This window comes from Paenibacillus sp. JT31N17 (assembly GCF_056269255.1).
In genome coordinates this window covers 860107-871761 of the sequence record NZ_JBWDNP010000001.1, presented here as the reverse complement: position 1 = coordinate 871761, position 11655 = coordinate 860107, and the positions used below count along the sequence as shown (strand labels likewise).

Genomic DNA, 11655 nt, shown 5'->3' with positions numbered 1-11655 from the left:
CTTCATTAGTCATTCACCTTTCTGGAAGAAATTATTTGTGTAATAATTTGCACATTTTCAGTAAAAAAAATTTACTCCACCAAATCCGCGATCGTATAGTTCCCAAGCACCTGCGTAACCTGAACGTTGATATCGGTCATGATCCGTGTGAAGGATTCCCGGACTTTCGCGCCAAACAAGCCTGCTCCGGTCGTGTCGGCCATCCGTCCCCATTGCGGGTCTTCATTATGAAGGGACTGGTATACTTCGAACAGGGTGATCTCCTCCGGCCGTTTGGCCAGGCGGTAGCCTCCGGACCGGCCCTGCTTCACATCAATCAGGCCCGCATCCGCCAGCTGCGATAAAATCTTGCGGAGCGCCGTCGGCTCGCAGCTGATAAGGCCGGCGATCTCGGCGCTGGACCATTGGTCCCGACGCGACGCCAGCGCGATAAGAGCCTGCACCCCGAATCCGAAGCGGGTCAACTGAGCCATCGGGCTACTGCCCCTTTCTTTGATTTAATAGGCAAATTGCAGCACACTTAATTTAGATATTCAAGGACGGGCTGCTGCAAGCATCAAAGCCTCTTATCTTTCCAATATAGCAAGGGTTGTGTCGATAATCCCTTTCAATTTCTCTTTATCATCCGTTGTCTTAACCAGAACGCGCATGCCTATCCACGCATTGTTCAAGTAATAAGCCAGTGATTCGGCATTGTGATGATCAGCAATTTCGCCTGTATTCTGGCCGAGTGTGACTAGCTCGAGCAGCAGCTTCTCGCCATTGGCAAAGCTCTCATTCACTTTGATTGCCACTTCAGAATCATGCTGGGCAAGTTCTACGGCAGAATTGACCGTCAAGCAGCCTTTGGGCCCTGCTTCTGCCATCGCGCTAAATTCAAACAACTGCCGGATAGCCTGTTTGGCGGAAGAAGTATTTTTGATCAATGATCTTGTTTCTGCTCCTATAGCTTGATCATAGTGTTCCATTGCTTTCATGTACAAAGAATGCTTGTCGCCAAAGGTATTATAAATGCTCTTCCTGTGGACGCCCATGGTCTCCACCAGATTGCTCATCGATGTTTTTTCATATCCTTGAAACCAAAAAAGACCCATTGCCTTATTAAGCACATCGTTAACTTCAAACTCTCTGTTTCTGGACATACCAACAGCTCCTTTACTGCCATTATACCCAATATAGAACGATCGATAAAGAATAAGAAATATCCAATCCTCCCAGGCTGCGACCGTTCAGACCATCCGAAAAAGCGGCTGCCCGCCGGCGTTCAGGGCAATTCCCCGGAACCGGCAGCAGCCGCTTGTTCGGCGGATGAGAGGAATGAATTCCCGCTAGCCGAGAACGTTCACGGGCGATCCATTCAAATAAGCATCAATGTCCTCGACGATTCCGCGGAAGAAGCCGCGGTAAGCCGCTTCAGTGACATACCCGATATGCGGCGTCGCCAGCACATTGGGCAGTGTGCGGAGCGGATCATCCGCAGGCAGAGGCTCCTGCTCGAACACGTCCAGTCCGGCCCCGGCAATTGTGCCGCTGCGCAGCGCTTCAATCAGCGCATCCCGGTCAACGATCGGCGCGCGCGAGGTGTTGATGAGGTAGGCTGACGGCCGCATGAGCCCGAGCTCCCGTGCTCCGAGAAGTCCTCTTGTGCGATCACCAAGCACGAGATGAATCGAGACAAAGTCGCTGCCCTCGAGCAGCTCCTCCTTCGAGGAAGCCAGCTTCACACCCGCGGCGGCAGCTTTTTCCGCGGTCAGATTTTGGCTCCATGCCGAAACCTCCATGCCGAACGCTTGTCCGATCCGCGCGACATTGCTCCCGATATGACCGAGACCCAGCAGGCCGAGACGCTTGCCGAGAAGGTCGATGCCGACCGTACTCTGCCAATGTCCGCCGGAACGAAGCGCCTCATTCTCCTGCACAAGTTTCCTCGCCAGTCCCAGAATAAGCGTCCATGTCAGCTCCGTTGTGCCTTCGCCTCCCCCGCGCGTCCCGCATACGACTACGCCGTTGTCCGCCGCGGCGGCCAGATCGATTGAAGCATTGCGCATTCCCGTCGTCACCAGCAGCTTCAGACGGGGCAGACGCTTGAAGAGTCCGCTCCGAAAAGGAGTGCGCTCCCGCATTATGACCACAATCTCGCAATCTTCGATAGCAGCTGCCAGCTCGTCCTCATTCTCGAAATGGGTATGGAATACTTTAACATCCACTCGATCGGCAAGCCCCGTCCAATCCGTCATGGACATGGCAACCTGCTGATAATCGTCAAGCACAGCGCATTTCATTTCATATTACCCCTTCCCAACCGGATCTGCTCTCATAATCGCATACTGCCGGGCGTTTGCCAAGCGTCCTTCGACCTGCGGCATGGGCAGATAACAGCAAAGGGCACACCCTTTAAGGATGCGCCCTTACCGCACAGCAGCCAAAACTATTCTTCTGCAGGCTCAGGTTTATAGCCGGCTAATCTGATAATCAGCCTTATCCAGCCACTGCTGATTGATCTCAACACCCCAGCCAGGACCCTTGGGAATCTCAACCGAGCCGTCAACCACCTTAAGCGGAGGGCTGAAAAGCCCGTCTGTCCAGGCGTTGTTCCACTCTATCGTATATTCCATAAACCGGCCGGCATTGGGAATGGCTCCCAGCATATGCAAAGTAAATACCGTGACCATCGAGAGATTCGATGAATGCGGCGTACACGGGATTCCCGCTTCCTCTGCCATCTTCGCCACCTTCAGAGCGCGGCTCAATCCGCCCACATAACAAACATCGGGCTGTACAATATCGACGGCCCGCATGGCAATCATGCGCCGGAACTGGGCCAGATCCGTATCCTGCTCTCCTCCGGTCACTGCCAGGCTCAAAGCCTGATTCACCTGCTGTGTCCATTCCAGCTCGGGATAAGGACATGGCTCCTCATAGTGGCAAACGCCGTACTGCTCCAGCATATGCCCTACCTCGATAGCCCGCTCAGGGGAGAAACCGCTGTTTGCGTCCACATACAGCAGGGTATCCGGACCGATCGCTTCGCGCACTGCCGGAACAATGGCTTCCGTTCTGCCAGGCCAGGCGTCAACATCATGCCCGAAGGGATTGCCGATGCGGATTTTGAACGCTTTGAAGCCATGGGATTGCTTTAACCGCTTCAGCCTCTCGGCTTCCTGCTCGGGGGTGATGGACCGGCTCATGCTGGAGCCATACACCTCGACAGCTGTTTTTTGGCCGCCCAGCAGCTCCCGCACGCTTTTATTCTGGATTTTCCCATGAAGATCCCACAGGGCCGTATCGATCCCGCCTACCGCACGGCATATATAAGATCCCGGAAACTTATGCTCGCCCTCAATGCACTTCTCGGCCAGCGGAGCGATATCCTCCACCCGGCTCACATCCGCTCCCAATACATAGGGACTGACTTGCTGGTGAAGCACCAGGGCGGCGATATTGGCATGAATATAGGGGGCCGTCTGCCCGTAGCCTTCTCTTCCGTCGTCCGTCCGGACTCTGACAATGCTGATTTCCTTTGTCGTGAAGGTCTCAATACTGGCAATTTTCATTTTGGAAAACCTGCTTCCTGGCTAAATTTTTAATCCCTTACCTGAACAACGTCCGGTATTGCCCCGGGGTCATGCCAACGATTTTGCGGAAAGACCGGATAAAATTCTGAGGGTTTGTATAATGCAGCTTTAAAGCGATTTCAACAATCTTCAAGTCGGTTGATTGCAGCCACTCCTTGGCCTTGAGCAGCCGGTATTGGGACAAGTAATCGGCGAAGCTCGTGCCCATTTCCCGGGAGAACACCCTGCTCACATAATGGGGATGGTAATTCACCCTGGCCGCGCATGCATCCAGGGTCAGCATTTTATCATAGTCGACGTGGATGATCTTGATAATCTCATCCGATATCCTCCGGTATTGCGTTTCCTCCCGCTGCGTCAAGAACTGGATTACCGGGAAAATGATGTTGTCGCAAAACCAGTTCTCCACCGCGAGTCCGGTCTTCAGATGCAGCAGCTCGCCGAATAATGAACGGTTCTTGTCGTCAATCAGATTCCACGGCAATCCGGAATCCTTCGCAATCCGGACCATTTCGCCGAGCAGCAGAGACAAGGAAATTTCGTATTGGTTGCAGCCGATCTTGTTATCCGTTACCTCCGCGATAAACCGGTGCAGGATCTCCTGCGCCCTGCCGGCATCCATGCTCTTGACCGCCTCAACGAGCTCCTTCTCCGTCTCCTGCGGATATTGGATGGAGCCGCTGGAGCGGAGCTGCACATCCTCGATGAACAGGATCACCTCCTGCCCAAGCTGAAGCCTGTATTTCAAAGCCTCCCGGCTTTCCTTGAAGGCTGCCGGGGCTGCCCCCGGCGAGCGGATCTCGCGGCTTACGCCTATACTGATTTTAATATGCAAATAGGAGCGGACCGCTTGTTGAATTTTCACCGCCAGCCCGAATATCCAGTCCTTGAAAGCCCCGTCGCCCGGCTTGGCGCTGTCTATGAGCACCCCAACCGTGTCCTGAATAATGACGGAGCCGATTCGTTGCCGCTCCGCTACAATTTCCCGCAAAATATTATCGATCGCAAACAACAGCAGGCTGCGGTCCTGCTCCTTATAGCGGGTGCCTTCCAGCGTATCGATCTCAACCGCCAGTACGATTGAACGCTCAAGCTCCGCCGGGAGTCCATGAAACACCAGGCCCTCTTCCATTTCTTTACGCCTCAAGTCCCCCTGGAAAAGCTTGAAAAAGAAATATTCCTTCAGCAGCTTGATTTGTCCTTCAATTTGATTCCCCATTCTGAATGTGGACTGCGTGAGCCGCTGGACGCTTAGTTCAATCGATTCAAATTCGTTCTTGTGGAGCAGCGAATCTTCGCCCGAATCCGCAAGGACAGAGGTATACAGCTTTCTAACCGGACGGTAGATCCGGCGCGAGCCCAGCCAGGCAATAATTAAAGTCAGGGCGCAGATCGTCAGACACGCGACCAGGGTAAACCACCCGATGGCCTTGGAATCCCGGGTTGACTGCGCGATGGAGACCGAGGATACATATACCCATCCGTTATAAGAGGACTGGCGGTACGAGAGCATCACGTTCCCTTGTCCCAGCTCTGTTTCGAAGGAGCCGATTTCCTCCGTATGGCTTTGCAGCAGCTCCGTAATCTGTCCGGGCTGCATATCCGCATCCTCCACATCCTCCCCGTCAAGCGCAATGACCCGTTTATCCGCATCCAGGATCATCATTGCCCCGGGCATTACATTCTTGGACAGAAGCTTGCGGATCTCATGGATGGGGATTTTGCTGACCAGGAAGCCATCCGGATTCGATGAGATGATCGGCATCCGCTTTATCAAATTTACGGTCTTCACGCTGTCCAGATCGTCACCGTCTCCGGAAACGGGCTCTCTGTTAATCGTCCACTGCGAAATCGCCGGCATTTGTGCATAATCCTGCAGCAGATCCAGGCTTTCTTTATCGATCTTGTAGAAGAAGCCGCTGTTATTGATCAACCAATTCTTCTCGATATTGTATAGAAAGACATCAAAGATTCCGAGCCCCTGTGCCTGCAGCTTGTATAATCCGTCTCTGATTTGCTGAAAATCCTGATACCGCTCCTTCTCCATTTCCAGCTCCATGACGGAAATCGTCAGCGGAGAATGGATAAACTGGTTGGTCACCGTATCGACGGTTTTCAACACCTGCTCCACCCGGAACTGCGTTTGCTCGAGTATCCGGCTATTCCCTTCGTTCACCTTCCTTTGAATTTCCACGGATGCCTTGGAATAAGAGAAGAAGCCGAGCATCAATACCGGAGTCATGCCTATAAACAGACTGAATAAAAAAATGTTCACGAGATATTTGGATCTTGTTTTCATAATTGTCTCCGATTATGAGAATTTCTCATTGGACATTGATCTTCCTGTTTATATTGCTCATGACAAGTTCGTAGCTGTTTCAGACATTATTATTCAATAAAAGATCCGGCTGCGCATGCGGAAGCGTCTTCCGATACCCGCAAGTGTTACAAGCGTGTTATACCGCTTGTCACTTGTCGGAGACGCTGTTGTACCCCTGATCTTTTTACTTTGGATACCTTTGGTGCAATGCTGCCCACAATAAACACCGCGGGTAGCATTGTCACCTCGGTGCAAAACCACGGTATGGATGTGGTTGGTTTTGCACCTTTAGCTGTTAAATTCGGGGTACAAAGGTCGTAAGTGCGGCTTCCGAAGCAGCTTTCTTACGATAGCTTTCAGCCTGCGCTTCTCCAGGCTATTTCCGCCAGCTCCGCAGGTATATCACTGAATTTTAGTCTAATTATATACATCTACTAGATATACACGACCACTTTCGCTTCTTCGACCTTCACCTCGTATGTCTCTACAGAAGGGGATTCCTCTTCCGCAGCCGCATCCGCGTCTGCTTCGACGGCAACCTGATAGGTCTTGACCAGACATTTATGCGGGTCAAAAATGGACTTGCCGTTCTGAATATCAAACTCCCAGCCATGCCAGGGGCAGCGCAGGATCTCGCCTTCCCGGCCGTACAGATATTGTCCCGGCTCAGACGGCAATGTCATTCCCGTTACCTTGCCCGCGCACAGCGGAGCGCCTTGATGCGGGCAGCTGTTTTTGAGCGCGTAATACGTACCGCTCACATTAAACACGCCAACCGAGCGTCCCTCTACCGTCAGAATCCTGTTCGTGCCCGGCGGCAAATCCGCTGCTGCTCCAATCACATGTCTTCCCATCTCTGAACGTCCTCCCTGCAGTTTGATTATAAATTGTACAGCTCTCTGGCATTTTCGAAAAATATCCGTCTGTGCATCGCTTCAGGCAGCTTTGGAAAAGCGTGCGTCGGCGAATCGAAATCCCAATGCGGATAATCGCTGGCAAACATCAGAATATGCTCGGCATCCATCATCTGCAGCATTTGAAGAAGCTCCTTGTCGTCGTCAGGACGCTCCAGCGGCTGGGAGGAGAGCCGTACATGATCCCGCAAATAATCGCTGGGGCGGCGCTTCATCCATGGCACTTCGAACCGCAGCGCCTTGTATTCGGCATTCAGACGCCAGATTAAGCCGGGCAGCCATGAGACGCCGCCCTCTGTCAGGACGATCTTGAAGTTCGGAAATCTCTCGAATACGCCCTCCGTCAGAAAGCTGACGAGATGGGCTTGAAAGCCCAGGGACAGGCAGGTATGCCATTCGATATAATGAGTCGGATATCCGGGGGTAGGCTGAATATTAATGCCCATTCCGTCCGTACCCGGATGGATGGCGAACGGTAGGCCGTGGCGTGCGCACGCCTCATAAATCGGATAATACTGCCGCTGGCCGAACGGCGCCCGCGCACCGGAATCAGTCATGACCTGGACAAAATGCGGATGACCTGCCCAGCGCTCGATTTCCCGTGCCGCCGCCTGCGGGTCCTGGTGATTGACTGTAATCGAGCCTTTGAATACGCCGTCATGATTGTATTTGCTAAGCCAGGTATCGGCCAGCCAGTCATTATAAGCAGCCGCGATAGCGGTTCCAAAATCAGGGTCAGGCTGCAGGTTGCAAAAAGCCCGCGGCAGCAGAATGGCATGTGCGTGACCATATTTATCGATTAACTGCTCCCGCAGGAAATCGGGATCCGATCCCGTTGGGCCCCCCTGCGGCGGGGTAGCGTCCAGGCGGGCGCCATGTACAGGATTGCCGAAGAAACCGCGCGTGCTTCCATGATAGCGGTCCCTCCATGGCTGGGCCATGTAAGAACGAATCTCTTCTGTATTTCTGGGAGAAGGATGTACGTCACAATCAATCACGCCATACTTCTTGTTCTCTGTCCTCTTCGTCACACCGGTCTCTACCTGCTGCTCCATTGAATTCCCAACCTCCTGATCAAAATAGGGTTCATCCACAATCTTGCAAGCGTGTACCAACAAAATGAATCACAACGAATACCATTGCCTTGCGTTCTCGAACAGCATCTTCGATTCCCACTCGGCCGGCAAGCGCGGCAGCGAGGCTTCAGGCGATACGAAGTCGCTTTCCGGATAATCGGAGGAAAACATCAGCAGATTATGCGCATCCATCATGTCCAGCACCGCGAGCAAATCCTCGTCCTTTTCAGGCCGCTCCAATGGCTGCGTCGTGAACCGGACATGATCCCGCACATATTCCGAAGGCGCCTTCATCACCCAGGGCACCTCCGTACGAAGCCCCTTCCACTCCTGATCCAGCCTCCACAGCAAAGCCGGCAGCCAGGTGACTCCTCCCTCGGCAATGACGATCTTTAGCTTCGGGAAGCGTTCGAAGATACCTTCCGTCAGCAGGCTGACCAGATGGGACTGTACCGCAAAGCTGAAACCCGTGTAATATTCCGTGTAATGCGCGGGATACCCGATCCATACGGGCTTGTTGACACCAATGGACTCTCCTCCGGGATGGATCGCCACCGGCAGTCCATTCCGCTCTGCCGCTTCAAAGATCGGGTGATACTGCCTTTGTCCGAACGGTGCCATCGCGCCGGTGTCCATCTGGATCTGAACGAAATGCGGATGATCCGCCCAACGGTCGATTTCCCTGGCCGCCGCCGCGGGGTCCCGGTGGTTGATGACAATGGAGCCTTTAAATACGCCGTCTGCATTGTACTCACCCAGCCAGGTATCGGCCAGCCAGCTGTTGTATGCGGTTGCAACCGCGCTTGAGTAGTCCGGATCATGATCCGCCGTCAGATGCGCCTGTGTCATGATAATAGCCCGGTAGATGCCCATCCGGTCAATCAGCTGGCTCCTCAGAAACTCGGGATCGCTGCCCGCAGCGCCTCCCCCCGGGGGCATCTTATCGACAGGCGGGTTTGGGTTCTTGTAGTAAGTGTTTTTACGGATGCTGAATCGGTGCTTCCATGGCTGCTCCAGATACGCTTTGATCTCGTCCGCGCTGCGCGGACAGACATGGACGTCGCAATCGATCAATTTCAACGGGCTGCTGCTCATAGCTGGTTCTCCCTCCTTCACTTGCCTACAAGCGATAAAGCTCACGGGCATTTTCATGATAAATGCGGCTCCGCAACGGTTCAGGCAGCTTCGGGAACGCAAGCCGCGGGCTGTCGAAATCCCAATGCGGGTAATCGCTGGAGAACATCAGTATATGCTCGGCGTCCATGAGCTCCAGCATCTTCAGCAAATGGCGGTCCTGTTCCGGCCGTTCAATCGGCTGCGAGGTGATGCGCACATGATCGCGTATATACTCGCTTGGTTTCCTGCTCAGCCAGGGAAGCTCCTTCTTGAAGCGCCCATACTGCGTGTCGAGGCGCCAAAGCAAGGTTGGAAGCCAGGACACGCCGCCTTCGACCAATACGACTTTCAATTCCGGGAAGCGTTCGAACACGCCTTCTACCAGCATACTGACAAGATGCGTCTGATAGGACAGAACATGCAAAGTGCTCCATTCGATATAATGCGTCGGATACCCCGATGAGGGGATGGAGGTGATGCCGGTTCCGTCAGCGCCCGCATGCATGGCAAACGGCAGACCCTGCCGCTGGCACGCTTCATAGATAGGATCGAACTGCCGCTGCCCGTATGCGGCTGCCGATGCGGAATCGGTGACAACCTGCACGAAATGCGGGTGGCCCGCCCATCGATCGATTTCCCTCGCGGCTCCGGCCGGATCTTGAGTCGAGACACAGATCGATCCCTTAAACACATGATCATGATTGTAGGCATCAAGCCAGGTCTCGGCAATCCAGCCGTTCCATGCCGCCGCAAGCGCAGTGGCGAATTCGGGATTCGGCTGCGGATTGGTGAACGGTCGCTGGATCAGAATCAAATGATCCATCCCATATTCGTCAACCAGCTGCTTCCGCAGAAAATCCGGGTCCGAGCCGACTGGCAGTCCGCTTGGCGGATTGGCATCCGTCCGGTTGACATAGGTGGGATGTCCGTACAGATCCCGTCCGCTCATGGCAAAGCGGTCCTGCCATCCGGGTGCAATATGCCTGCGGATTTGATCGGGATGCTGCGGTGAAACATGTACATCACAATCGATTATTCCCTGCTTCTTCGGAGAAACGGTCTCTGGCGCGGAAGGCTCATGAGCGGTTTGCTGATTCATACCGGTACGTCCCTTCTTCCTTCATTGATCAGCCTTTATTGTTCTCTTTGGCGTATTCAGCGGCATATTCGTCAAGTATATTTTGTCCGCCGCTCTTTAACCATTTATCCACTTCCTGCTTAAATCCTGCTTCATCCAGCTCGCCGAGAATAAATTTAATCTTCGCATCATCGATAATTTTGGTTAACTGCGCTCCTTTTTCCGTCATGGTTTGCGAGATTAACGCAATTGCCGGGTCCTGCACGGATATGCTCGCCATATCGGCATAGGTCTCGTTCACCTTCGTATCCAGCGGGGAATTGCCCGTCAAATCGGCATTCTCGCTGTCGAGCCTGAGAAACTTGAGCGGTTCGACCTCTTTATTATACAGCACTTCATCAATGCTGACGTTCTTGCCGTTCTCAACCTTGTAATGGACACCCTCGATGCCCCACTTCAGCAGCGTTACCACTTCCGGAGTCTGCATCTTTTCGAAGAAGGCAAGAATATCCCGCAGCTGCGCCTCCGTCTTCACGCTTGTTTTGGAAAACATATATCTGGCGTTGTAGCCGAGCGCGGCGAGCAGCCGTTCTCCCTTGGGGCCCTGGATGCGATAAGCGATGTCGATCTCCGCCTCCGGCGTATGGGTTCTGATATCGAGCTGGCGCTCGGCGGAGTTGAAGTTGGCCTCAAAATACATCCCCGCTATGCCCTTCCTGATCAAGTCGACCTTCTGCGCCGTTTGAGTCAGCACAAAATCCGTATTCATCACTTTATCGTCATACATGCGTTTGAAGAATTTCAAGGCTTCCACATATTCCGGGGTCATAAAATCTGTCGTGAATTTGCCGCTCTCTTCCCTGTTGAACTTGTTGGGCGCTCCGTACCAGGCAAGCACAATATTCAAACCGGCAAGCGAAGTATCCGTGGCAAACCCGATCGTGTCGTCCTTGCCATTCCCGTCAGGATCACCCGTTTGAAACGCTTTGGCCATCTGATAGACATCCTCGATCGTCTTCGGCTCCGAAAGCCCCAGATTCTTCATCCAGTCCTTGCGGTAAATGACCGTATCAACCCCAATGGGCTGCGGGCGCGGAAGGCCGTAATCCTTTCCGTCGATCTTCAAATTATGATAAGCCAGCGGATCGATCTTGCTCAGCAGGGGATAATCCTTCAACAGGGGTCCGATCTCCCAAAACATCCCGCTTCGCGCGCTGCTGACGATGGTTGCATTCATCGGCTGGCTGACGAACATCGCCATCGGCATATCCCCTGATGTGACGGACACATTCAGCTTTTCGGAATAAGCGGAGCTTGGAATCCAAGTGATATCCAGCTCAGTGTTTGTCAGCTCCTGCAGCTTCTTGAATACAGCTGCGTCGGGCTTGGGCGGTTCGGCCGCGTAATAGATGACCATCATGCTGATCTTCGTCGGGCCTTTCTCTCCGGCGGGCTGGTTCCCCTCCGCAGGCGCATTGCCGTTCCCGCTTGAACAGCCTGCAATCATCATCGTGACAGCCAGCATGAACAAACAAATACTCCTCATGAATTTTCGTGGCATACGAACAACCTCCCT

The 11655-nt window shown here is 53.5% G+C and carries 10 protein-coding genes; all 10 read right to left on the bottom strand.

From position 1 onward, the window contains the following. Positions 1-71: 71 nt before the first annotated feature. The 10 genes from AC0YOB_RS03745 to AC0YOB_RS03700 all read right to left on the bottom strand — a co-directional run bounded on the left by AC0YOB_RS03745 (position 72) and on the right by AC0YOB_RS03700 (position 11640). Positions 72-473: an Rrf2 family transcriptional regulator gene (locus AC0YOB_RS03745; RefSeq protein WP_475791612.1), complete on the bottom strand. Its 402-nt coding sequence runs from the start codon at positions 471-473 to the stop codon at positions 72-74. Positions 474-566: 93 nt separating this feature from the next. After that, a complete protein-coding gene (locus AC0YOB_RS03740) occupies positions 567-1142 on the bottom strand; it encodes a TetR/AcrR family transcriptional regulator (protein WP_475791611.1) in 576 nt (191 codons plus the stop codon). Positions 1143-1328: 186 nt separating this feature from the next. Beyond that, entirely contained in the window at positions 1329-2282 is a 954-nt protein-coding gene (locus AC0YOB_RS03735) for a D-2-hydroxyacid dehydrogenase family protein (RefSeq protein ID WP_475791610.1), read from the bottom strand. Between the two features lie 168 nt (positions 2283-2450). After that, positions 2451-3554 carry a mandelate racemase/muconate lactonizing enzyme family protein gene (locus tag AC0YOB_RS03730; protein ID WP_475791609.1) on the bottom strand — a complete coding sequence of 368 codons (1104 nt, stop codon included), beginning with the start codon at positions 3552-3554 and terminating at the stop codon, positions 2451-2453. A gap of 37 nt (positions 3555-3591) precedes the next feature. Then, positions 3592-5874: an AraC family transcriptional regulator gene (locus AC0YOB_RS03725; RefSeq protein ID WP_475791608.1), complete on the bottom strand. Its 2283-nt coding sequence runs from the start codon at positions 5872-5874 to the stop codon at positions 3592-3594. A gap of 455 nt (positions 5875-6329) precedes the next feature. Further along, the gene (locus tag AC0YOB_RS03720) at positions 6330-6749 is read right to left on the bottom strand and encodes a Rieske (2Fe-2S) protein (RefSeq protein ID WP_475791607.1); all 420 of its coding nucleotides are present in this window, start codon (positions 6747-6749) and stop codon (positions 6330-6332) included. Between the two features lie 26 nt (positions 6750-6775). Continuing rightward, positions 6776-7864 (bottom strand): amidohydrolase family protein, encoded by a 1089-nt coding sequence (locus AC0YOB_RS03715; RefSeq protein WP_475766455.1) that lies wholly within the window; start codon positions 7862-7864, stop codon positions 6776-6778. 69 nt (positions 7865-7933) lie between these two features. Continuing rightward, a complete protein-coding gene (locus tag AC0YOB_RS03710; protein WP_475791606.1) occupies positions 7934-8980 on the bottom strand; it encodes an amidohydrolase family protein in 1047 nt (348 codons plus the stop codon). A 25-nt stretch (positions 8981-9005) separates the two neighbouring features. Continuing rightward, positions 9006-10100 (bottom strand): amidohydrolase family protein, encoded by a 1095-nt coding sequence (locus AC0YOB_RS03705; RefSeq protein WP_475791605.1) that lies wholly within the window; start codon positions 10098-10100, stop codon positions 9006-9008. 28 nt (positions 10101-10128) lie between these two features. Next, positions 10129-11640 carry an extracellular solute-binding protein gene (locus AC0YOB_RS03700; RefSeq protein WP_475791604.1) on the bottom strand — a complete coding sequence of 504 codons (1512 nt, stop codon included), beginning with the start codon at positions 11638-11640 and terminating at the stop codon, positions 10129-10131. Positions 11641-11655: the final 15 nt, after the last annotated feature.

Coding starts and splice junctions, on each gene's coding strand:
- AC0YOB_RS03745 (WP_475791612.1), bottom strand. CDS start 473: ATGGCTCAGTTGACCCGCTTCGGATTCGGGGTGCAGGCTCTTATCGCG.
- AC0YOB_RS03740 (WP_475791611.1), bottom strand. CDS start 1,142: ATGTCCAGAAACAGAGAGTTTGAAGTTAACGATGTGCTTAATAAGGCA.
- AC0YOB_RS03735 (WP_475791610.1), bottom strand. CDS start 2,282: ATGAAATGCGCTGTGCTTGACGATTATCAGCAGGTTGCCATGTCCATG.
- AC0YOB_RS03730 (WP_475791609.1), bottom strand. CDS start 3,554: ATGAAAATTGCCAGTATTGAGACCTTCACGACAAAGGAAATCAGCATT.
- AC0YOB_RS03725 (WP_475791608.1), bottom strand. CDS start 5,874: ATGAAAACAAGATCCAAATATCTCGTGAACATTTTTTTATTCAGTCTG.
- AC0YOB_RS03720 (WP_475791607.1), bottom strand. CDS start 6,749: ATGGGAAGACATGTGATTGGAGCAGCAGCGGATTTGCCGCCGGGCACG.
- AC0YOB_RS03715 (WP_475766455.1), bottom strand. CDS start 7,864: ATGGAGCAGCAGGTAGAGACCGGTGTGACGAAGAGGACAGAGAACAAG.
- AC0YOB_RS03710 (WP_475791606.1), bottom strand. CDS start 8,980: ATGAGCAGCAGCCCGTTGAAATTGATCGATTGCGACGTCCATGTCTGT.
- AC0YOB_RS03705 (WP_475791605.1), bottom strand. CDS start 10,100: ATGAATCAGCAAACCGCTCATGAGCCTTCCGCGCCAGAGACCGTTTCT.
- AC0YOB_RS03700 (WP_475791604.1), bottom strand. CDS start 11,640: ATGCCACGAAAATTCATGAGGAGTATTTGTTTGTTCATGCTGGCTGTC.